Source organism: Geodermatophilus sp. SYSU D00867 (assembly GCF_054050315.1).
Map to the genome: position 1 here is coordinate 42,440 of NZ_JBJGZC010000026.1, position 19,723 is coordinate 62,162.

At 76.7% G+C, this 19,723-nt stretch carries 25 protein-coding genes; 18 read left to right on the forward strand and 7 right to left on the reverse strand.

What is annotated here, in order from left to right; all coding sequences use genetic code 11:
• The first annotated feature begins 3 nt into the window (after positions 1–3).
• From ACI8AK_RS20345 to ACI8AK_RS20355, 3 genes are read left to right on the forward strand one after another with little or no spacing between them, the layout of a single operon-like run.
• A complete protein-coding gene (locus ACI8AK_RS20345; protein WP_456957738.1) occupies positions 4–1,407 on the forward strand; it encodes an SLC13 family permease in 1,404 nt (467 codons plus the stop codon).
• Positions 1,408–1,427: 20 nt separating this feature from the next.
• On the forward strand, positions 1,428–2,606 hold the full coding sequence (locus ACI8AK_RS20350; RefSeq protein ID WP_456957740.1) for a CaiB/BaiF CoA transferase family protein: 1,179 nt from the start codon (positions 1,428–1,430) through the stop codon (positions 2,604–2,606).
• Positions 2,603–4,123: a carboxyl transferase domain-containing protein gene (locus ACI8AK_RS20355; RefSeq protein ID WP_456948788.1), complete on the forward strand. Its 1,521-nt coding sequence runs from the start codon at positions 2,603–2,605 to the stop codon at positions 4,121–4,123. Before ACI8AK_RS20350 ends, ACI8AK_RS20355 begins: the two co-directional genes overlap by 4 nt.
• Positions 4,124–4,127: 4 nt before the next feature.
• On the opposite strand, the gene ACI8AK_RS20360 is transcribed toward ACI8AK_RS20355, so the two are convergent.
• Genes ACI8AK_RS20360 through ACI8AK_RS20370 form a run of 3 tightly spaced genes read right to left on the reverse strand, consistent with a single transcriptional unit; the run spans position 4,128 to position 5,488 of the window.
• On the reverse strand, positions 4,128–4,529 hold the full coding sequence (locus tag ACI8AK_RS20360; RefSeq protein ID WP_456948789.1) for a VOC family protein: 402 nt from the start codon (positions 4,527–4,529) through the stop codon (positions 4,128–4,130).
• 9 nt (positions 4,530–4,538) lie between these two features.
• Positions 4,539–4,952, reverse strand: coding sequence for a hypothetical protein (locus ACI8AK_RS20365; protein WP_456948790.1), 414 nt, complete (start codon positions 4,950–4,952; stop codon positions 4,539–4,541).
• Positions 4,953–4,993: 41 nt separating this feature from the next.
• Complete coding sequence (locus ACI8AK_RS20370; RefSeq protein ID WP_456957742.1) at positions 4,994–5,488, reverse strand: MarR family winged helix-turn-helix transcriptional regulator; 495 nt, start codon at positions 5,486–5,488, stop codon at positions 4,994–4,996.
• Positions 5,489–5,717: 229 nt separating this feature from the next.
• On the opposite strand from ACI8AK_RS20370, the gene ACI8AK_RS20375 reads away from it, so the two are divergent.
• The 4 genes from ACI8AK_RS20375 (at position 5,718) to ACI8AK_RS20390 (ending at position 10,615) form a co-directional block, all read left to right on the forward strand.
• Positions 5,718–6,998: an aminotransferase class I/II-fold pyridoxal phosphate-dependent enzyme gene (locus ACI8AK_RS20375; protein ID WP_456957743.1), complete on the forward strand. Its 1,281-nt coding sequence runs from the start codon at positions 5,718–5,720 to the stop codon at positions 6,996–6,998.
• Between the two features lie 127 nt (positions 6,999–7,125).
• Complete coding sequence (locus tag ACI8AK_RS20380; protein ID WP_456957745.1) at positions 7,126–9,207, forward strand: SpoIIE family protein phosphatase; 2,082 nt, start codon at positions 7,126–7,128, stop codon at positions 9,205–9,207.
• 26 nt (positions 9,208–9,233) lie between these two features.
• Positions 9,234–9,641 carry a DUF1232 domain-containing protein gene (locus ACI8AK_RS20385; protein ID WP_456901659.1) on the forward strand — a complete coding sequence of 136 codons (408 nt, stop codon included), beginning with the start codon at positions 9,234–9,236 and terminating at the stop codon, positions 9,639–9,641.
• 74 nt (positions 9,642–9,715) lie between these two features.
• Entirely contained in the window at positions 9,716–10,615 is a 900-nt protein-coding gene (locus tag ACI8AK_RS20390; protein WP_456957746.1) for an alpha/beta fold hydrolase, read from the forward strand.
• 12 nt (positions 10,616–10,627) lie between these two features.
• Here ACI8AK_RS20390 and ACI8AK_RS20395 read toward each other — a convergent pair whose 3' ends face one another.
• Positions 10,628–11,080, reverse strand: a complete 453-nt coding sequence (locus ACI8AK_RS20395; RefSeq protein ID WP_456957748.1) for an SRPBCC family protein — start codon at positions 11,078–11,080, stop codon at positions 10,628–10,630.
• A gap of 577 nt (positions 11,081–11,657) precedes the next feature.
• Here ACI8AK_RS20395 and ACI8AK_RS20400 point away from each other — a divergent pair.
• The 6 genes from ACI8AK_RS20400 to ACI8AK_RS20425 all read left to right on the forward strand — a co-directional run bounded on the left by ACI8AK_RS20400 (position 11,658) and on the right by ACI8AK_RS20425 (position 15,679).
• The gene (locus tag ACI8AK_RS20400; RefSeq protein ID WP_456957749.1) at positions 11,658–12,359 is read left to right on the forward strand and encodes a DUF6544 family protein; all 702 of its coding nucleotides are present in this window, start codon (positions 11,658–11,660) and stop codon (positions 12,357–12,359) included.
• 11 nt (positions 12,360–12,370) lie between these two features.
• Positions 12,371–13,048 (forward strand): hypothetical protein, encoded by a 678-nt coding sequence (locus tag ACI8AK_RS20405; RefSeq protein WP_456957751.1) that lies wholly within the window; start codon positions 12,371–12,373, stop codon positions 13,046–13,048.
• Between the two features lie 153 nt (positions 13,049–13,201).
• Positions 13,202–13,348, forward strand: coding sequence for a hypothetical protein (locus ACI8AK_RS20410; RefSeq protein ID WP_456957752.1), 147 nt, complete (start codon positions 13,202–13,204; stop codon positions 13,346–13,348).
• On the forward strand, positions 13,324–13,521 hold the full coding sequence (locus ACI8AK_RS20415) for a 2-oxo acid dehydrogenase subunit E2 (protein WP_387987957.1): 198 nt from the start codon (positions 13,324–13,326) through the stop codon (positions 13,519–13,521). The genes ACI8AK_RS20410 and ACI8AK_RS20415 overlap by 25 nt, the downstream gene beginning before the upstream one ends.
• 194 nt (positions 13,522–13,715) lie before the next feature.
• A complete protein-coding gene (locus tag ACI8AK_RS20420; RefSeq protein ID WP_456957753.1) occupies positions 13,716–14,729 on the forward strand; it encodes a hypothetical protein in 1,014 nt (337 codons plus the stop codon).
• Between the two features lie 65 nt (positions 14,730–14,794).
• Positions 14,795–15,679 (forward strand): CPBP family intramembrane glutamic endopeptidase, encoded by an 885-nt coding sequence (locus ACI8AK_RS20425; RefSeq protein ID WP_456957755.1) that lies wholly within the window; start codon positions 14,795–14,797, stop codon positions 15,677–15,679.
• 177 nt (positions 15,680–15,856) lie between these two features.
• Here the strand turns inward: ACI8AK_RS20425 and ACI8AK_RS20430 are convergent, their stop codons facing one another.
• Complete coding sequence (locus ACI8AK_RS20430) at positions 15,857–16,054, reverse strand: hypothetical protein (RefSeq protein ID WP_456957757.1); 198 nt, start codon at positions 16,052–16,054, stop codon at positions 15,857–15,859.
• Positions 16,051–16,443, reverse strand: coding sequence for a hypothetical protein (locus ACI8AK_RS20435; protein ID WP_456957759.1), 393 nt, complete (start codon positions 16,441–16,443; stop codon positions 16,051–16,053). Before ACI8AK_RS20435 ends, ACI8AK_RS20430 begins: the two co-directional genes overlap by 4 nt.
• 111 nt (positions 16,444–16,554) lie before the next feature.
• On the opposite strand from ACI8AK_RS20435, the gene ACI8AK_RS20440 reads away from it, so the two are divergent.
• The 3 genes from ACI8AK_RS20440 (at position 16,555) to mscL (ending at position 18,034) form a co-directional block, all read left to right on the forward strand.
• A complete protein-coding gene (locus ACI8AK_RS20440; protein ID WP_456901664.1) occupies positions 16,555–16,887 on the forward strand; it encodes an FmdB family zinc ribbon protein in 333 nt (110 codons plus the stop codon).
• A gap of 85 nt (positions 16,888–16,972) precedes the next feature.
• Positions 16,973–17,590 (forward strand): Flp pilus assembly protein CpaB, encoded by a 618-nt coding sequence (cpaB, locus tag ACI8AK_RS20445; protein WP_456957761.1) that lies wholly within the window; start codon positions 16,973–16,975, stop codon positions 17,588–17,590.
• 12 nt (positions 17,591–17,602) lie between these two features.
• The gene (mscL, locus tag ACI8AK_RS20450) at positions 17,603–18,034 is read left to right on the forward strand and encodes a large conductance mechanosensitive channel protein MscL (protein WP_456957763.1); all 432 of its coding nucleotides are present in this window, start codon (positions 17,603–17,605) and stop codon (positions 18,032–18,034) included.
• On the opposite strand, the gene ACI8AK_RS20455 is transcribed toward mscL, so the two are convergent.
• Positions 18,031–18,729, reverse strand: coding sequence for a YbaK/EbsC family protein (locus ACI8AK_RS20455; protein WP_387987965.1), 699 nt, complete (start codon positions 18,727–18,729; stop codon positions 18,031–18,033). The genes mscL and ACI8AK_RS20455 overlap by 4 nt on opposite strands.
• A gap of 89 nt (positions 18,730–18,818) precedes the next feature.
• Between ACI8AK_RS20455 and ACI8AK_RS20460 the strand changes: the two genes are divergently transcribed.
• Both ACI8AK_RS20460 and ACI8AK_RS20465 read left to right on the forward strand, forming a co-directional pair.
• Positions 18,819–19,181, forward strand: coding sequence for a VOC family protein (locus ACI8AK_RS20460; RefSeq protein WP_456901667.1), 363 nt, complete (start codon positions 18,819–18,821; stop codon positions 19,179–19,181).
• Entirely contained in the window at positions 19,178–19,597 is a 420-nt protein-coding gene (locus ACI8AK_RS20465) for a PaaI family thioesterase (protein WP_456957764.1), read from the forward strand. Before ACI8AK_RS20460 ends, ACI8AK_RS20465 begins: the two co-directional genes overlap by 4 nt.
• The last annotated feature ends 126 nt before the right edge of the window (positions 19,598–19,723 follow it).

The window sequence follows — 19,723 nt, forward strand, 5'->3', positions numbered from 1 at the left end:
ACGGTGGGTCGACCCGTCAGCGCCGACGTCGAGGAGCTCCCCGTGTCCCCGGAGATCGTCACGATCCTGGCGCTGGTCGCCATCTTCGCGATCGCCACGTTCCTGCCCATCAACATGGGAGCGCTGGCGTTCGTCGCGGCCTTCCTCGTGGGCACGCTGTCGGTCGGGCTGACCACCGACGACATCCTCGCCGGCTTCCCGGCCGAGCTCGTCGTCACGCTGATCGGCGTCACCTACCTGTTTGCGATCGCGCAGAACAACGGCACGGTCGACCTGCTGGTGCGCGGGGCCGTGCGGCTGGTCGGCGGCTACGTGGCGGCCATCCCGTGGATCATGTTCGCCGTCACCGCGCTGCTCACCGCGATCGGCGCGCTCTCCCCCGCCGCGGTGGCGATCGTCGCGCCGATCGCGCTGGGGTTCGCCTCGCGCTACGACATCAACCCGCTGCTCATGGGGATGATGGTCGTCCACGGCGCGCAGGGCGGCGGCTTCTCGCCGATCAGCGTCTACGGCGTCACCGTCAACGAGATCGTCGACGCCGAGGGGCTGCCCTCCAGCCCCGGCGCGGTCTTCCTGGGCAGCCTGTTCTTCAACCTCGCGATCGGCGTGGTGCTCTTCCTCGTGTTCGGCGGGCGCCGGCTGCTCGGCCGCCGGGTGGGTACGGCGGTGCCCACGCACGCCGAGCGCGCCGAGGAGCCGGTGGCCAGCGGGCACGGCGCTCCCCCCGGCCCCGCCGTCGGCCCCGACACCACCGGCGGCGGCGACGGCACCGGCGAGGGTCCGGAAGACGGCGCGACCGCCCCGCAGCCGGTCACCTTCGACCAGGTGCTCACGCTGGTCGGGCTGGTGACCGTCGCCGTCCTCGCGCTGGTGTTCGACCTCGACATCGGCTTCGTGTCGATCACCGTGGCCACCGTGCTCGCGCTGTTCGCCGCCGCCCGGCACAAGGGCGCGGTCAGCCAGATCAGCTGGTCGACGGTGCTGCTGATCGCCGGCGTGCTCACCTTCGTGTTCGTGCTGCAGGAGGCCGGCACGATCGACTACGTCGGCGAGGCCGTCATCGGCCTCGGGATCCCGCTGCTGATCGCGCTGCTGCTCTGCTACATCGGAGGGGTGGTGTCGGCGTTCGCGTCGTCGACCGCGATCATCGGCGTCGCCATCGCACTGGCGGTGCCGTTCCTGCAGTCGGGGGACATCGGCGCCGTCGGGGTCGTGGTGGCGCTGTCCGTGTCGTCGACGATCGTCGACGTCAGCCCGTTCTCGACCAACGGCGCGCTGGTCCTGGCCAACGCGCAGGGGGTGGACCGGGACCGCTTCTACAAGCAGATGCTGGCCTACGCCGGGATCGTCGTGGCCGCCGGGCCGTTCCTCGCCTGGCTGGTCTTCGTGGTCCCCGGCTGGCTCTAGACCCCGACGGGAGAGGGCTCGTGACCGGACCACTGGACGGCGTGCTCGTCGTCGACCTGACGCGCGCGCTGGCCGGGCCGCACGCCGCGATGATGCTCGGCGACCTCGGCGCCCGGGTGATCAAGGTGGAGAACCCCGGCGGCGGGGACGACACCCGCGGGTGGGGGCCGCCGTTCGTGCAGCCCGAGGCCGGTGAGCGGGAGTCGACGTACTTCCTGTCGGCCAACCGCAACAAGGAGTCGGTGACCCTCGACCTGAAGGACGAGGGCGACAAGGAGCTGCTGCGCGAGCTCGTCCGCCGGGCCGACGTGCTGATGGAGAACTTCCGCCCCGGCACGCTCGAGCGCCTCGGCTTCGGCACCGCCGTGCTCGCCGAGCTCAACCCGCGGCTGGTCACCCTGTCGATCTCGGGCTTCGGCCACGACGGCCCCGAGGGCGGCCGCGCCGGCTACGACCAGATCGCGCAGGGCGAGGCCGGGCTGATGTCGCTGACCGGCCCCGGCCCGGACGACCCGCAGCGCGTCGGCGTCCCGATCGGCGACCTGCTGGCCGGCATGTACGGCGCCTACGGCGTGCTCGCCGCGCTGCACGAGCGGGAGCGGACCGGCCGCGGCCAGGTGGTGCGCACGTCGCTGCTGGCCGCCGTCGTCGGCGTGCACGCCTTCCAGGGGACGGCGTGGACGGTGGGCGGGCAGGTCGGCCGCGCGCAGGGCAACCACCACCCCTCGATCGCCCCGTACGGCCTGTTCCACTGCAAGGGCGGCAGCGTCCAGCTGTCCTGCGGGTCGGAGTCGCTGTGGCGGCGGCTGTGCGCCGAGTTCGACCTGGACCCCGAGGCGCCGGGCCTGGCCACCAACGGCGAGCGGGTGGGCAACCGGCAGCAGGTCATCGAGCTGCTCGAGCGCGCCTTCGCCGACGTCGACGCCGCGACGCTGCTGGCCCGGCTGGCCGCCGCCGGCGTCCCGGCGGGCAAGGTGCGCACGATCGACGAGGTCTACGGCTGGGAGCAGACCCTCTCGCAGGGCCTGCTGGTCGACGTCGAGCACGCCACCCTCGGCCGGCTGCAGCTGCCCGGCCCGCCGCTGCGCTTCTTCGCCGCGGGTCCCGACGGCGAGACCGAGACCACCCGCCGCGACCACGCCGCTCCCCCGGTGCTCGGCGGGTCGGACGAGGCGGTCCGCGCCTGGCTCGCGCAGTGACGCGGAGGCTGGACGCCCGCTCCCTGCGCGACCTGGTCCTCGACCCCGGCTCCTGGACGAGCTGGGACGCGCCGATCGGCCCCCGCGACGTCGACCCGCGGTACGCCGCCGAGCTGCGCGCCGCGGCCGAGCGCAGCCGCCAGGACGAGGCCGTCGTCACCGGCGAGGGCCGGCTGCGCGGCCGGCGGGTGGCCGTCCTCGCCGGGGAGTTCGGCTTCCTCGCCGGCTCGATCGGGGTGGCCACGGCCGAGCGGCTGGTCGCCGGGATCGAGCGGGCCACCGAGGAGGGCCTGCCGCTGCTGGCCGCGCCGGTGTCCGGCGGCACCCGGATGCAGGAGGGCACCGTCGCGTTCCTGCAGATGGTCGGCATCACCGCGGCGATCGCCCGGCACAAGGCCGCGGGCCTGCCCTACCTGGTCTACCTGCGCGACCCCACCTTCGGCGGGGTGCTCGCCTCGTGGGGGTCGCTGGGGCACGTGACCATCGCCGAGCCCGGCGCGGCGGTCGGCTTCCTCGGCCCGCGGGTGTACGAGGCGCTCTACGGCGAGCCGTTCCCGTCGGGCGTGCAGACCGCCGACCACCTCGCCCGGCGCGGGCTCATCGACGCCGTCGTGCCGCACGAGGACGTCGCCGACCTCGCCGACCGGGCGCTGTCGGTGCTGTCGGCCCGGCGCACCTGGCACGCCGACGTGCGGGAGGCGGAGCGCCCGACACCGGAGGACGGCACCGAGGACGACGACCCGGAGGACGGCCGCAGCGCGTGGGACGTCGTCACCGCGTCCCGGCGGCCCGACCGGCCGGGCGTGCGGCGGCTGCTGCGGACGGCGGCCACCGACGTCGTCGGGCTCTCGGGCACCGGTGCCGGCGAGAAGGACCCCGGCCTGCTGCTGGCGCTGGGCCGCTTCGGCGGCGCGCCGTGCGTCGTCCTCGGGCAGGACCGGCGCGGGCAGTCGCTGTCGGCGCCGCTGGGTCCGGCGGCGCTGCGCGAGGCCCGGCGCGGCATGCGGCTGGCCGCCGAGCTGCACCTGCCGCTGGTGACGCTCATCGACACGCCGGGCGCGGCGCTGTCGGTGGAGGCCGAGGAGGGCGGGCTGGCCGCGGAGATCGCCCGCTGCCTCGAGGACCTGGTGACGCTCAAGGCCCCGACGCTCGCGGTGCTGCTCGGCCAGGGCACCGGCGGCGGCGCGCTGGCGCTGGTGCCCGCCGACCGGGTGCTCGCCGCGGCCAACGGCTGGCTGGGCCCGCTGCCGCCGGAGGGCGCCGCGGCGATCGTGCACCGCACCGTCGACCGGGCGCCGGAGATGGCCGCCGCGCAGGGCGTGCGGGCGACCGACCTGTGGCGGGCCGGGATCGTCGACCGCGTGGTGCCCGAGCGGCCCGACGCCGCCGACGAGCCGGTCGAGTTCTGCCGCCGGCTGGGCCGGGTGCTCGGCGAGGAGCTGGCCGGGCTGCTCGGCCGCGACGACGCCGAGCGGCACCGCAGCCGCCTGCACCGCTACCGCCGGCTGGGGCGCTGACGACCTACCCCGTGAGGCCGGGGGCGTAGGTGCCGAAGCTCCACTCCTGGCCGCCGGGGTCGACCAGCCGCGCGCGCCGGGTGCCCCACTCGGTGTCCTCCGGGGCGATGACCGGTGTCGCGCCGGCGGCGACGCCGCGGGCGAAGCGGTCGTCGACGTCGGCGGGGTCGTCGAGCACCAGGTACAGCCCCGACCCGGTGGACCGGCCGCGCAGCGGCGGGCGCACGTAGCCGGCGTCGTCGCTGGCGACCATCAGGACGACGTCGTCGCAGCGGACCTCCGCGTGCGCCACGGTGCCGTCGCCGGCGTCGGCCCGCCGGACGACGGTGAAGCCGAGCGCCGCCATCCAGGCCAGGGCGGCCGGTGCGTCGCGGTAGCTGAGGTAGGCGGCCAGGCGCGCTCCCATGGCGGGACGCTAGGCCGCGGTGGCCTCCGGGACCAGCCCCCGGGCCGCCGCGACCAGCTCCAGGCTGCGGACCCGCTCCGCGACGCCGTGGGTGGACGCCGACAGCATCAGCGCGTCGGCGCCGGTGGCCGCGGCCAGCTCCCGCAGCTGCGCGGCGACCTGCGCCGGGTCGCCGACGACGGCGTTGCTCGGCGTGCTCTCCGCCGCGGCGCGCTCGGGGGCGGTCCGCGCCTCCTCCGGGGTGGGCACCGGGCGCGGCCGGTCGGTGCGGATCGCCGGCCGCAGGAGCTGCCCGGGCAGCGCGAGCCGGTCGGCGGCCTGCGCCACGCGGGTGGTGGCGGCCAGGGGATCGGCGGTGGACCGCCCCGAGCCGACGGTGGCCGGCTCGAGGACGGACAGCGGCAGGGACGCGGTCCCGGACACCACCGCGCGCAACGCCGCCGGGACCGGCCGGCTCCCTGCGCTCAGCCGGGGGTGTCCGCGCCGTGCGGCACCCGGCGGGAGCGGTCGGGGTCGAGGTGCTCGACGACGGTCTCGAGCACCTCGCGCAGCACCTCCGTCTGCTCGGCGGTGAGCGGGTCGAACAGCGCACCCCGGACGGCGGCCACGTGCCCGGGCGCGACGCTGCGCACGAGGTCCCAGCCGGCGTCGGTGAGCACGGCGACGTTCCCGCGGCCGTCCTCGGGCGAGCGCTCGCGGCGGACCCAGCCGCGGTCCTCCAGCCGCGCCACGGTGTGCGAGAGCCGGCTCTGCGACTGGTTGGCCCGCCGCGCGAGGTCGCTCATCCGCCGGCTGCGGCCCGGTGCCTCGGACAGCATCGCGAGCACGACGTAGGCGGCGTGCGAGAGGCCGGCGTCGCGCTGCAGCTGCGCGTCGAGCTCGCGCGGGAGCAGCTCGGCGAGGGTGAGCCAGGCACGCCAGGCCCGCTGCTGCGTGTCGTCGAGCCAGCGCGCGGTCACGGCGGCGACGGTACCGGCGCGTCGTCACCCGGATGATCCTCCCGCCACCGGATCCGGTGGTACGCACTGTGAGCGGCCGACCACCGCATGACGCCTGGCCGGGGGACGGGTGTCACCCGCCCGGACTGTGAGCTGATGCACCGTTGACGGAGAGTCACCGGCCACCGAGGGTGGGCAGCGGCCGGCGGACCGGCCGGTTCCTGAACGGCACCACGTGAACGGAGACCTCGTGCCCCACGGCGAGAAGCCCGCACCGACCCCCGCGACCGGGCGGCGCGACGCCTTCGCCCCCCTCCTCGGCAACCCGCTCGCCGCCCTGCTGCGGGAGCACGACCGCGCCGGGGTGGGCACCCACGGCGTCCCGACGGCGGGCGCCCCGGAGCCGGTCACCGTCTACGACGACGGCGTCCCGCGGGTGAACCTGGGCAGCAACAACTACCTCGGCCTGGCCGGTGACCCGCGGGTCGTCGAGGCGGCCGTGGCCGCGGTCCGCCGGTTCGGCACGAGCACCTCGGGCAGCCGCGTCCTCAACGGCACCACCCGGCTGCACCTGCAGCTGGAGGAGGAGCTCGCCGACCACTACGGCGTCGAGGCGGCCGTGCTGACCTCCTCCGGGGTCAACGCCAACGTCGCGCTGCTGTCCACCGCCTGCGGTTCCGACGACGCGCTGCTGGTCGACGCGCACGCGCACGCCAGCGTGCACGCCGGGGCGGCCGCCAGCCGCGGCACCGTGACCCGGTTCCGGCACAACGACCTCGAGTCGCTGGCCCGGCGGCTGGACCGGCTCGACCCGCGGGCCGGCGCGGTCGTCGTCGTCGACGGCGTGTACTCGATGACCGGCGAGACCGCGCCGCTGGCCGGCCTCGCCGACCTCTGCGCCGCGTACGGCGCGCGCCTGGTGGTCGACGAGGCGCACGGCCTCGGCGTCCTCGGCGAGCACGGCCGCGGCGCGGCCGAGCTCTGCGGCGTCCTGGACCGGGTCGACGCCGTGACGCTGGCCTTCAGCAAGTCGCTGGCCAGCGTGGGCGGGGCCGTGCTGACGTCGAGGGCGGTGGCCGACGGCATCCGGGCCAGCGCCGTGCCCTACGTCTTCAGCGCCGCCAACGAGCCGGCCGGCGTCGGCGCGGCACTGGCCGCGCTGCGCATCCTCCGCGAGGAGCCCGAACGCCGGGACCGGCTGCAGGAGAACGGCGCCCGCCTGCGCGTGGAGCTGTCCGTCGCCGGCACCCCGCCCCTGCCCGGCAGCGGCGCGGTCATCGCGGTCCCGACCGGCAGCGAGGAGGCGACCGCCGCCGCGTGGCGGGCCGCCTACGAGGCGGGGGTCTACTGCAACGCCGTCGCCTACCCCGCCGTCCCGCGCGGCAAGGGGGTGCTGCGGCTGTCGGTGATGGCCACGCACACCGCCGAGCAGTTGCAGGCCGCCGCGGGCTCGGTGGCCGCCGCCGTCCGGTCCACCCGGGACGTCGGGACCGCGGGCCGGGAGCTCGGCGGGGAGCTCGCCGTCGCCTGACCCGGCGCCCGCCGACCGGTCGCGACGATCACCCCTACCGCTCCGGCCGCGCACCTGCCAGGGTCGTGCACGAGGCTGCCTCCGTCGAACCAGGCGCGCGGGGCCCCTCCACTGGTCGGAGGCCGGGATGACGCGCCTGCCCGTGCCCTGGCGGCTCGTCCTCGCCGTCGCTGCGGGGTACACCGCCGGGTCGCTCACCTCGTTCCTGCTGTTCGAGGCGTCGAGCACCGGCGCCGTCCTGTTCCTGCCGGCCGGGGTCACCCTCTCCGCGCTGGTGCTGAGCGACCGGCGCCGGTGGCCCTGGGTCCTGGCCACGGCCGCGCTGGTCGAGGTGGTGATCGACCGGGCCATGGGCATCGGCCCGGTCGCCGCGTGGGGGTTCGCCCTGGCCAACACCGCCGAGCCCCTCGTCGGCGCCCTCCTGCTGCGCCGGTTCGCGCCGGTCCCGGACCTGGGCCGCCGCCGCCACCTGACGGCGTTCCTGCTCTGCGGCGTGCTCGCGGGCCCGCTGGTCGGCGGGCTGGTCGGCTCGCTGACGATCCACCTGTCGCAGGGGCCCGCGGTGCTCGACGGCCTCGTCCCGTTCTGGGCCGGCGACGGGCTCGGCGCGCTGACCGTGGGCGGGGCCGTGCTGACCTGGCGGCTGGGCCGGGGCCGGCCGGCCCCGGCCCGGCGGGCGGCGCTGCTGCTCCTGACCGCCGCGGTGACGGCGGCCGTCTTCTGGCCGGTCGGCGTGCCGGTGGCCTGGCTGACCATCCCCTGGCTCACCTGGCTGGCGGTCCGGTACGGGGTCGCCGTCGTCACCGAGGCCGGGCTGGTGGTCGCGGTCACCGCCAACGTCATGACCGTGGTCGGGCGCGGGCCGTGGGCCCCGTTCCACGACACCCCGCAGGTGGAGGCCGCCGTCCTGCAGGCGTTCATCGCCGTCGCGGTCCTCGGCGCCTGGCTGCTGGCCGTGGAGATCGGCGAGCGGGACCGGGCACGGTCGGTGTCCCGCCGCGAGGCCGCCGCCCGCCGCCGGGTGGAGGCGCTGCAGCGGGTGACCGCCGGGCTCGCGACCGCCGCGACGACCGACGCGATCGCCGCGGTGCTGGTCCGCTCCGGTCTCGCGCTGCTCGCCGACTCGGGCACCGTCGGGGTGGTCGACCGGGAGGGCGGCCGGCTGCGCGTGTGGACCACGGACGGGGACGGGGAGGCCGGGCTGCCGCTCGCCGACCCGTCCCCGCTGGCCACCGCCGCCCGCCGCGGCGCCGCCGTCCGGACCCGCTCCCCCGCCGGGCTGGCGGTGCCGGCGCGGGTCGCCGGCACGACGTTCGGGGCCCTCGGCTTCCGCTTCGCCGACGACGAGGTCGACGACGACGTCGAGGCGATGGCGCGCACGCTGGCCGAGCTCATGGGCCCCGCCCTGCACCGGGCCCGGCTGTACGAGGAGGAGCGGGACGCCGCCCACCAGCTCCAGCGGGCCTTCCTGCCCGCCGTGCCCGACGAGCTGCCCGGCGCGGTGCTCGCCGGCCGCTACCGCCCCGCCGACCAGCAGCACGACATCGGCGGCGACTGGTACGACGCCTTCCCGCTGCCCTTCGGCCGGGTCGGGTTCGCCGTCGGCGACGTCGTCGGCCACGACCTGCGGGCCGCGGCGGCGATGGGCCGGCTGCACTCGGCGCTGAGCGTCCTGGCCGCCGCGCCGCACGACGGGCCCGCCGCGGTCCTCGAGGCGCTGGACCGGGCGTCGGCGGCCGTCCCGGGCGCGGCGCTCACCACGATCGGCTACGGCGAGTACGACCCGGTCACCTGCCGGCTGCGCTACGCCTGCGCGGGCCACCCGCCCCCGCTGCTGGTGACCGGCCGCCAGGCCCGGTACCTCACCGGCGGGCGGTCGCGGCCGCTGTCGGCCGCCGCCGGGCCGCGCGCGGAGGACGAGGTCGAGGTCCCGCCCGGCTCGACGCTGCTCTGGTACTCCGACGGCCTCGTCGAGCGGCGCGACGCCGACCTCGACGCCGGCCTCGCCCGCCTGGCGTCGGTCGCCGCCGGGCTCGACGGCGTCCACCCCCGGGGCTGGTGCGACGCGGTGATGGCCGAGCTCACCGGCGGCCAGCGGCTGCACGACGACGTCGTGCTGCTCTGTCTGCGGCTGCAGCCGGCCGTGCCCGTGCCGGCACCGGGGACGCCCCGCCCGTCCGCGGTGGTGGAGCCGCAGCCGGCGACGTAGCGTCGCGCCGGCGCGAGGAGGACGCGGTGCCCGGGTGGGCGTGGACGCTGGTCGGGATCGGCGGGGGCCTGCTCCTGTGCTGGCTGGCGCTGGTCGCGGCGCTCTGGGTGGCCCGGCCCGACGAGCTGCGGGCGCGGGAGCTGGTGCGGCTGCTGCCCGACGTGCTGCGGCTGGTCCGCCGGCTGGCCGCCGACCGGTCCCTCCCCCGCGGGGTCCGCGTGCGGCTGTGGCTGCTGCTGGGCTACCTGGCGCTCCCGGTCGACCTCGTGCCCGACGTCGTCCCGGTGATCGGGTACGCCGACGACGCGGTCGCCGTGGCCCTCGTGCTGCGCTCCGTGGTCCGCCGCGCCGGCGCCGACGCGGTGCGCCGGCACTGGCCGGGCACCGACGCCGGCCTGGCCGCGGTGCGCCGGGTGGCGCGGCTGCCCGGCTGAGCCGCGGTCGCGCCGGTTGCCCCCCGGACCGGCCGGCGAGGACGCTGGGCTGCCCGCGGGACCGAGGAGCGGGCATGGTCGGGATCCAGGCACCGGGCAGCGGGTTCGGGACGCTGCGGCACGTGACGGTCGACGGGGCGTCGCTGGCATACCGGGAGGTGGGCACCGGCGAGCCGGTGGTCCTCGTCCACGGCGGCCTCGGTGACCTGCGCACCTGGGCCGCCCAGCTCGGGCCGCTCGGCGCGCGGTGCCGGGTCCTCGCCTACAGCCGCCGCTTCGCCCGCCCCAACGCGCCTCTGCCCGCCGGCGCGCCGGACCCGATGCCGGTGCACGTCACGGACCTCGTCGCGCTGCTGCGGGCGCTGGACGCCTCGCCGGCGCACCTGGTCGGCAACTCGTGGGGCGCGTACGTCTGCCTGCTCACCGCGCTGCAGCACCCGGACGTCGTCCGCAGCCTGGTCCTCGAGGAGCCGCCGCTGCTGCCGCTGGTGCTCGGCCCGGGAGCCCGCCCGCGGGCGGCCGACCTGGCGCGCGCCCTGCGCCGCCGGCCCCGCGCGACGCTCGCGGTGCTCGGGTTCGGGCTGCGCACCTCCGCACCCGTGGCCTGGGCGTACCGGCGCGGCGACCCGGAGCGGGCGCTGGAGCTGTTCGCCCGCGGCGTGCTCGGCCGGCGGGCCCTGGCCGCCATGACACCCGAGCGCCGGCAGCAGATGCGGGAGAGCGCGGACACGCTGCAGGCCGAGTTCCGCGCGGGGTTCCCGCCGGTGACCGAGGCGGAGCTGCGCACCGTGCGCGCCCCGGCCCTGCTGCTCACCGGCGAGCGGAGCCCGGCGGTGAACCGGGCACTCGGCGACTGGCTCGCCGACCTGCTGCCCTCCGCCGAGCAGGTGGTCGTGCCGGGCGCCTCCCACCTGGTGCACGAGGACGCCCCCGCGGTCGTGAACGACGCCGTCCTGCGCTTCGTCGGCCGCTGAGCGCCGAGCGCGTCAGGACCGCTCCGCCGCGGCGGCGAGGTCGGCCAGGTCCGCCTCCAGCGCCCGGGTCACCGCGCGCCGGCCCATGGGGCCGGTGACCGCCCCGAGGACCCGCGTCACCGTGGACGTCGGCCGGGCCCCGAACGTCATCACCAGGTCGCTGCCGCCGTCGCCGGCCGGCGTCACGGCGACCGTCGACAGGTACCGGACGCCCGGCCGCACCGCCTCGGTGGTGTACGACCGCTGCGGCTCCACGGCGGTGACCGTCATCTCCTCGGTGGCCGAGCGCCCCAGCACCGTGCGGGTCTCCCGCCACCGCGTCCCGACGCCGAACTCCCCCGGTGTCAGGACCTCCACCGCGTGGATGCCCCGGACCACCTGCGGCGAGCCCGCGAGGTCGGTGACCACCGCCCACACCCGCTCCGCCGGCGCCGCCACGTGCCGGCGGACCTCCACGTCCCGCATGCCGCCTCGCCCCCTCGCGTTGCTGCCGCCACCCCGGCGGCACCGGCACCCTGCCACCGGGGGACGACGGATCGGCCCGCCGCGCACCCACGCGGACGTGACGCTCGCCGACATCCGTTGTCGGCGAGCGTCACCTTCGCGTACGCGATGAGGACGACCGCAATCGGTGTGTGCCTCCGGTGTGCGGTCGTGAGTGCGGGATCGCGGTTGCACGAGTGCTCGCTCTGCGTCGGGGAGTGTCAGATGGCGGCCAGTTCGGCGATGGGCGTCTGACCCGGCGGCCGCGAACGCGGATGGCCGTCACACTGCTGCGCCCCTGCCCACGGGAGGCCGGGGACGCAGCCGGCCGCCGCTGCTCAAGGCGGAGGTTCAGCCCGGCACAGGACCGTCAGGCCTTGCTGCTGCCCGGGTCCTCCGAGACAGTCTGATCGGACCAGGCACCGACTCCTGGCAGGTCAGACGGGGGAGCATGTCGACATTCACGCCTGAACGGGCCACCGCCGTCCGGCCACCGCCGGCGTTTCGCCGAAGCCTGGCCGCCACGAGGCTGCCTGGCCGGCCGGCGACCGCCGCCCCGGTGACCGAGGACGACTTGGCCGGGCTGCTACCGGTGGTCGCGCGGTACCTGCGGGCGATGGGCGTGGTCGGCCGGCCGCGCAGCTGGTCGCTACGGGCCCACTTCATCGGCCGCTTCCGTCGCGGACCGGATCAGCCGTGGCTGCCGCTGAACGCCTGGCAGTACAACTCCGGCGTTGAGGTGGCCCGGCTGTTCCGGATGCGACTGCTGGTCGCCCGCGTGCTACCGATGTGGGGCTGGGACACCTACCGGGCGGGCGCGGGGCGGATGATGGGCAAGGCGCTGGGCCTGGTGACCGTCGCCGACGGGTCCGGACCGGAGTTCGACATCGGCGAGCTGACCACCTGGCTCAACGACGCGGTGCTCCTCGCCCCGGGCATGCTGCTGCACCCGCGCACCGCCTGGGAGGCCGCCGGCGACCACAGCTTCCGGGTCGCGGTGACCGACGCCGGCCACACGGTCAGCGCGGAGGTGTTCCTCGACGAGGCGGGCCGGCCGCGGGACTTCCGCAGCGAGGACCGTTGGGCCGACCTGCCCGGCGGCCCGGTACGGGCGTCGTGGAGCACTCCCGTGGCCGGCTGGACCGTTGTCGACGGCCGGCCGCAGATGACCGGCGGAGCGGCGGTGTGGCACCTGCCCGACGGGGAGTACCGCTACGCCGAGATGGCCCTGCAGAACCTCGACCTCGACGTGTCGCCGTAGAGGTGACCCGCATGCTGCGTCCGCTTCTCCTCGCCGCCGGCGCGGCGGCGGTCGGCCTGCAGGTCGTGCACGCCCGCCGGCACTGGGGCGCGACCGCCGACGAGGTGGCCGCGGTGCTGCCCGGCGACGAGCTCGTGCCCCCTCCGGCCGAGAACACGACGCTGGCGGTGACCGTCGCCGCCCCTCCCGTGCAGGTGTGGGCCTGGTTGGTGCAGATGGGCCAGAACCGCGGCGGCATGTACAGCTACGACTGGCTGGAGAACCTCATCGGGCTGCACATCCACAGCGCCGAGGAGATCCGCGGGGAGTGGCAGCACCTGGCCGCCGGCGACCGCGTCGTGGTCGTTCCCGAGGGCTACGGCCCGATGCCGGCCGGGTACGCCTTCACCGTCGCGCGGGTCGACCCGCCGCGGGCGCTGGTGTTGCGTCAGGCGCCGCCGGAGCACCCATGGAACGGCGTGTGGTCGTTCCACATCGTTCCGGTCGGCGACGGGCGGTGCCGGCTGCTGGCCCGCTCCCGCACCGAGGTCGCCCCGCAGCCAGGGCTGCGCATCGCCACCCGGATCGGTGAGCCGGTGACGTTGGTCATGACCCGGCGGATGCTGCACGGCATCCGGCAGCGGGCCGAACGGCGGACCGCCACCGCCGGCTCGCGGGTGCGGAGCAGGCCGGAGCAGGCCGGCACGTGACCCGGCTGCAACTGTCGGGCAGGTCGACGTGATGCCCGGTCCGGTGACCGGCCCCGGCCGCTCCCGTGGCGTGGAGGTGCTGCCGTTCCCGTCCAGCCGGCGGGCGGTCACCGCCGCGGTTCGGGCCGGGCGGCGGAGGGGTCGTTCCCGGCGATGGACGCGGTGATGCGCCGCTCGGTGCAGGCCCACCAGCTCACCGGCACCGTGCAGGTGACCGAGGTAGGCATCTTCGCCGGCGCCGGGGCCTTCGCCCTCGCGCCCCCATGCTCGCGTCGGTGCTGGTCGTCGTCGGCGGCCTGAGCAGGCGCCCCCGGGTCGTCGGCGAGCAGATCGCCGTACGCGACGTCCTCGACCTCACGGTGACCGTCGACCACAACTTCGTCGACGGCGCCCCCGCCACCCGGTTCGGCGCCGACCTCCGCCGCCGCCTGGAGAGCCCGGCCACGGAGGTCGGGCTTGAGGCCGGCCCCTGATCAACTCGTGGAGGGGCGCCGCCCCGGCCAGCGTGTGACGCTGACCCGCGGACCGCGCCGGACGACGCCGGAGGTACACCGTGGAAGCACTCCACCCCCCCGGCGCCACCGACGGGCACCCGTCCCAGGAAGCGGCGGCGTTCGCGCCGCCCCACGAGCGGGACGCCGCCCCACCGACCGCAGGAGGCCAGCGCTTGCAGCCACCCACCCTGACCTTCGCCTGTGAGCTGGACGTCACCCGGCTCACGGCCCTGTTCGACGAGCCCGCGGTGCTCGCCGATCTGCAGGCTCTGCGGGCCCGCGTCGTGCTCATGCTGTCCGACTACCACCCCAAGCGGGCCGAGGTCGTGACGCAGTTGAACGACGCCGGGATCCCGGTCGTCGGCGTGCCGCTGCTCCCGGCCGATCAGGGCTACTACTTCACGCCGGACAACGTGCCGCAGGCCCGGGCCAGCTACGCCCGGTTCACCGCCTGGACGAAGGAGCACGGCCTGGCCTGGGATGCCGTCGGCCTCGACATCGAACCCGACGCCTCCTTCTACCAGCAGCTGATGCGCAATCCCTGGGGGGTGATCCCGCTGCTGGCCCCGCGGCTGACCGACCGCTCCCGGCCGGCCCGGGCGGGGGCCGACTACGCCGCCCTGGTCGAGCGCATCCACGCCGACGGCTGGCCGGTGGAGAACTACCAGTTCCCGCCGATCGCCGACGAGCGCCGGGCCGGCTCCACCCTGCTGCAACGCCTCCTCGGCCTGGTCGACGTGCGCACCGACCGCGAGGTGTACATGCAGTACACCTCGTTCATGCGCGGGATCGGGCCTGGGCTGCTGTGGAGCTACGGACCCGAGGCGGCCGCCATCGCAGTCGGCACCACCGGCGGTGGCCCGGACATCCCCGGGCATCCGCAGATGCCCACCCAGAGTTGGGACGAGTTCGCCCGCGATCTGCGTCTGGCCCGGCGCTTCACCGACCAGATCTACGTGCACAGCCTCGAGGGCTGCGTCTGGCAGGGCTTCCTCGCGCGGCTGCGGACCTTCGACTGGACGCCGGCGGACGCACCGCCCGCCTCGGCGCGCCAGGCCGACCTGCTGCGCCGTGCCCTGCGCGCCGCCCTCTGGGCCAGCGCCCACCCGTGGCTGGTGGCCGGCGCCGCCGGCGGCGCGGCGCTGCTCCGCCGTCGTGGTGCTTCGCGGGGCGCAGCCGACGGGTGACGCCGGACCTGTGCGGAGTTCGGTTCGTGCTGCAGCGGGGTCCGGTCGGGTGAGGATGACCGGCGATGAGCGGGTGGATGCGGCGGCGGCCGGTGACCGCGTACGTGGTGTCGGCGGTGGGGTTGTCCTGGGCGGTGTGGCTGCCGCTGCTCGCCCAGACGCAGGGCTGGATCGGCGGCGGTCCGTGGCCGGTGCTGCACCTGCTGGGGAGCCTGGGACCGGCCGTCGCGGCGGTCGTGGTCACCGCCGCGGTCACCGGCCGCACGGGGCTAGCCGCTCTGGGGCGGCGCCTGGTCGCGTGGCGCGGCCGGGGCCGGGCGTGGGCCTTCGCGGTCGGCGTGCCGCCGGCGCTGCTGCTGGTCTGCGGCAGCGCCGCGGCGTGGGCGACCAGTCAGTCCCCGACGGACTTGAACTGGGCGGCGTTCGGGCGGTCGGAGGAGTTCGCCGCGCTGCCGGTGGGCGTGTTCTGGGTCGCGAACCTGGTGTTCTTCGGCTTCGGTGAGGAGATCGGCTGGCGCGGGTTCCTGCAGCCACAGCTGGAGCGTCGCTACCCGCTGGTGACCGCGGCCAACGTCGTGGCGATCGTGTGGGCGGGCTGGCATCTGCTACTGTTCGGCATCACGCCCAGCTACCGGGCGATGCCCGCGGTCGGGTTCGTCGGGTTCGCCGCGAGCATCTGGGTGGCGTCGTGGATATTCGCGTGGCTGTCCGGGATTGGCCGCGGCAGCCTGCTCGTCGTCGCGGTGTTCCACTCCTGGTTCGACATCGCGACCACGTCCCCGCTGGGTCCCGACGTGCTGCCGACCGCGATGGGAGCGGGGGTGACGCTGATCGGGCTGCTCCTGTTGCGTCGCCTGCTCCGTGCCCAGGAGGCGGATACGCCGCGCCCCGCGGCACCAGGGACACCGGATGGGCCGACGTCCGACACTGCCGGCCGGTCCGCCGTGTGACCGTGCCGCGCCGCCCCCTACGGAAGCGGCTACGGGCGGAGTGCCGTGCCGGACGCCGTAGGAGGTCATCTCGTCGACGGCCATGAGGAGGCTCCCTGAGCTCGTCCGACGGTCCGGAACACGTCACGGGCGGTGTGGCGCGTCGGTGGGCACGGACGGGATGACGCCGCCTGTGGCTCAGTACCAGAGCAGCGCCGAAGGCGCGGTCGGGGAGCCGTCAAAGGTGAGCAGCTGATCACTGGGTCGCTGCCCGACGATGCAGGCGTGCAGCCGCTGCCGCAGCAGCGCGGCGCCCAGCCGGTGTGGGACCGCCACGGTGTGCCCACCGGGGACGGCGAGCTCTGAGGCGTCGGCGGCGAGGTCGCGGACCTTCACGCGGGCCTGGGGCCGCTCGTCGGTGAGGCCGAGCTGGTGAAGTGCCCGGATGCCGGCTGCACGGTGGCCCGGGTGTACGCGTCCTCCAACGCCCAGGCGGTGGCGGGGGTGGCGTCGCGGGCGCCTCGACGATGACGTGGCGGGGCGCGGTCGGGCTCGAGACGTCGGGTGGTCAGGCGGGCCCGCAGGGTCGACCGCGGGCGGGGGGCAGCCGGCTGCGCACGCCAGTGGTCGGTCGCGGTGGTCAGCGGCAGCCACGGGTTGCAGTGGGCGCGCAGGAGTCCGGTGAGGTCGTCGGCCGGGTACTCGCCAAGCACCGACCAGAGCCGGTGGTCGGCGCCCGCCGCAATCCCGTGCTCGCGCGCCGCAATCGTGACGCTCGCCGACATCCGTGGACGGCGGGTCGCGGCGTGGCGCATCATTGGCAGTCGAGGGTCCCGAGTGCCAGCCTCCGCCGGCGTCGGCCCGTCCCACCCCCGCTCGACCAGGAGTGCCACGCCGTGCCCACGTACCAGTACGTCTGCACCAACCCCGAGGGCAAGCACCAGTTCGAGGTGGTGCAGTCCTTCACCGACGCGGCCGTGGCCGAGTGCCCGACCTGCGGCGCCCCCGTGCGCAAGGTCTACGGCTCCGTCGGCGTGGTCTTCAAGGGCTCGGGCTTCTACCGCACCGACAGCCGGTCCGGCTCGTCCGCCGGCGACTCGTCGAAGAGCACCAGCCCGTCGTCCTCGGACTCGTCGTCCTCCTCGACGTCGTCGTCCGGCAGCGGCTCGTCCTCGTCCTCGTCGTCGTCCTCGTCCTCGGGCGGCGGGAGCAAGGCCGCCGCGAGCTGAGCCCGGGCCGTCCACAGCCGGACGGCCGCTCCACAGCTCCCCCGTCCCGGCCCCGCCGGGGCCGCCGGGCGGCGAGCCTGGGCCGGTGGTCCGCCTCCGCCGTCCCCGCTCCCCCGCCCTCCTGCTGCGCCGGTGCCTGGCGGCGGCGCTCGTCGTCGGCGCGCTGCTGCTCGCCCTGCGCCCGCCGCCGGCCCCGGTCGCGGCCCCGCCCGCCGGCACGCCGGTGGTCACCGCCGCCGGCGACCTGCCCGCCGGGACGGTCCTGGGCGCCGACCTGCTCGCCACCGCGAACCTGCCGGCCGGCACGGTCCCGGCGGGCGTCGTGGCCGACCCGGCGGAGCTGGCCGGCCGGGTGCTGGCCGCGCCGCTGCGCGCCGGCGAGCCGGTCACCGACGTCCGGCTGCTCGGCCCGGGCCTGACGGCGCTGCTGCCGGCGGGCCAGGTGGCCGCGCCCGTCCGGCTCGCCGACCTGGCCGTCGCGGGGCTGGCCGCCGCCGGGGACCGCGTCGACGTGCTGGCCACCGCCCCGGGCGCGGTGCGGGCCGAGGCGGTGGCCCGCGGCGCGCTGGTCCTGGCCGCACCCCGGTCCGGCGGGGACGACGGCGGGCTGCTCGTGCTCGCCGTCGACGAGGCCACGGCCGCCACTCTCGCCGCTGCGGCCACCACCGCCACGCTGACGTTGAGCCTGCCGCGGTCGCCGTGAGGGGATGGCCGCGTGCTCAAGGGCTTCAAGGACTTCCTGCTGCGCGGCAACGTCGTCGAACTGGCCGTCGCGGTGGTCATCGGCACCGCGTTCACCGCGGTCGTCACCGCGTTCACCGACGCGTTCCTCACCCCGCTGATCGCGCTGGTCACCGGTGGCGGCGGCGTCGGCGGCGAGTTCACCGTCGACGGCGAGACGTTCACCTACGGCGCGTTCGTCAGCCAGGTGGTCACGTTCGTGCTGACCGCGGCGGTCGTCTACTTCGTCGTCGTGGTGCCGATGAAGCGCATCACCGAGCGGCGGCGGCGCGGCGTCGAGGCCGGGCCCGCGGAGCCGACCGAGGTGGAGCTGCTCGCCCAGATCCGCGACCTGCTCCGGAACGGCCCCGTCCAGGGCACCGCCCCGAGCGAGCGAGGGGTGGGGAGGACGGGGTCCTTCGACTAGTCGGAGCCCCAGTGCGGCGGCCGGTCCTCCAGGTACCGGCGGTCCGGGTCGCGGTCGTCGGGGCGCTCGCCCCAGCCGAGGTCGCGGTCGTCGGGTGCCCGCTCGGCCGGGGCCGCCGGCGCCGGCGGGGGCGCCTCGGCCACCGGCACCCCGAGCCCGTCGAGGACCTCCGCCGAGGGCAGCCCGGCCAGCACCGGCCCCGGGACGGCGAGCTTCGCGCCACGGGTCCCCGAGCCGACGACGACGAGCCCCGCGGCGGCCACCGCGGCGTCGACCAGCACCGGCCACGACGCGGGCAGCCCGATCGGGGTGATCCCGCCGTAGGCCATCCCGCTCTCGGCGACGGCGACGTCCTGCGGCGCGAACGACGCCTTGCGCGCGCCCAGGTGCCGCCGGACCAGGCCGTTGACGTCGGCGCGGGTGGTCGCGAGGACGACGCAGGCCACCAGCGTCGTCTGCCCCGCCCGGCGCGCGGCCACGACGACGCAGTTGGCCGAGGCCTCCGGCGGCACCCCGTACGCCTCGGTGAAGGCGGCGGTGTCGGCGAGCGCGTCGTCGACGGGGGCGACCCACGCGGGCCCGGGCAGGCCGGGAAGCGCGGCCGCGACCGGGCCGGCGAGCAGGTCGGGGCGCGAGGCGGCGGGCACCCAGGTCAGCGAGCCGAGGGCGGGGGGCTGGTCGGTCGGGTCGGGCACGTCCCGATCCTGCCCCCTGGCCGGATCCCTGCGACGGACGGCCTGATCACGGGCGGTGGGGACGGCGCCGACCGGCCAGGATGGGGCCCATGATCGGTCAGTTGCACTCCGTCGTGATCGACGCACCCGACGCGCACGCGCTCGCCACCTTCTACGCCGAGCTGCTGGGGCTGGAGGTGAGCAAGGGCGGCCCGGGCGACGACTGGGTCGTGATCAGCGGCCGCGGGCACCGGCTGGCGTTCCAGCAGGCGCCGGACCTGGTCCCGCCGGACTGGCCGGACCCGCAGCGCCCGCAGCAGTTCCACCTCGACGTCTACGTGACCGACGTCGACGAGGCGGAGCCGAAGGTGCTCGCCCTGGGCGCGCGGGAGCTGCCCGGCGGCGGGGGCGACTTCCGCGTCTACGCCGACCCGGTGGGCCACCCGTTCTGCCTGGTGTGGGACGCCGCGTGAGCGCCGAGGTGCCCGACGTCGACCGCAGCGCCGCGAGCGCGTTCGTCGCGGCCACCGGGTTCGACGTCGCCGAGGTCAGCGGCACGCGGGTCACCGGCACCGTCGAGCTGGGGCCGGACCACCACACCCCGTGGGGCGTCGTGCACGGCGGCGTCTACTGCACGGTGATCGAGTCGGCGGCGTCGATCGGCGCCAGCACCGCCGTCGCCGACCGCGGCCAGTTCGCCGTCGGGGTGAACAACAGCACCGACTTCCTGCGGCCGGTCACCGCCGGCCGGCTCGACGTCGTCGCCGAGCCCGTGCAGCAGGGCCGCACCCTGCAGCTGTGGCTGGTGCAGCTCACCCGCGCCGAGGACGGCAAGCTCGTCGCCCGCGGCCAGGTGCGCCTGCAGAACGTGCCGTTCCCGGGGGCGTGAGCGACCGGGCCGGGCGGGGGGGGGGGGGGGGGGGGGGGGGGGGGGGGGGGGGGGGGGGGGGGGGGGGGGGGGGGGGGGGGGGGGGGGGGGGGGGGGGGGGGGGGGGGGTGGTGGGGCCCCCCCCGC

Bases quoted from the DNA above. Each gene is read 5' to 3' on its own strand.
- ACI8AK_RS20360 (WP_456948789.1), bottom strand. From the start codon at position 4,529: ATGGGAGCGCGCCTGGCCGCCTACCTCAGCTACCGCGACGCACCGGCC.
- ACI8AK_RS20380 (WP_456957745.1), top strand. From the start codon at position 7,126: ATGACGCGCCTGCCCGTGCCCTGGCGGCTCGTCCTCGCCGTCGCTGCG.
- ACI8AK_RS20390 (WP_456957746.1), top strand. From the start codon at position 9,716: ATGGTCGGGATCCAGGCACCGGGCAGCGGGTTCGGGACGCTGCGGCAC.
- ACI8AK_RS20395 (WP_456957748.1), bottom strand. From the start codon at position 11,080: ATGCGGGACGTGGAGGTCCGCCGGCACGTGGCGGCGCCGGCGGAGCGG.
- ACI8AK_RS20405 (WP_456957751.1), top strand. From the start codon at position 12,371: ATGCTGCGTCCGCTTCTCCTCGCCGCCGGCGCGGCGGCGGTCGGCCTG.
- ACI8AK_RS20410 (WP_456957752.1), top strand. From the start codon at position 13,202: ATGGACGCGGTGATGCGCCGCTCGGTGCAGGCCCACCAGCTCACCGGC.
- ACI8AK_RS20425 (WP_456957755.1), top strand. From the start codon at position 14,795: ATGAGCGGGTGGATGCGGCGGCGGCCGGTGACCGCGTACGTGGTGTCG.
- ACI8AK_RS20435 (WP_456957759.1), bottom strand. From the start codon at position 16,443: ATGTCGGCGAGCGTCACGATTGCGGCGCGCGAGCACGGGATTGCGGCG.
- ACI8AK_RS20460 (WP_456901667.1), top strand. From the start codon at position 18,819: ATGATCGGTCAGTTGCACTCCGTCGTGATCGACGCACCCGACGCGCAC.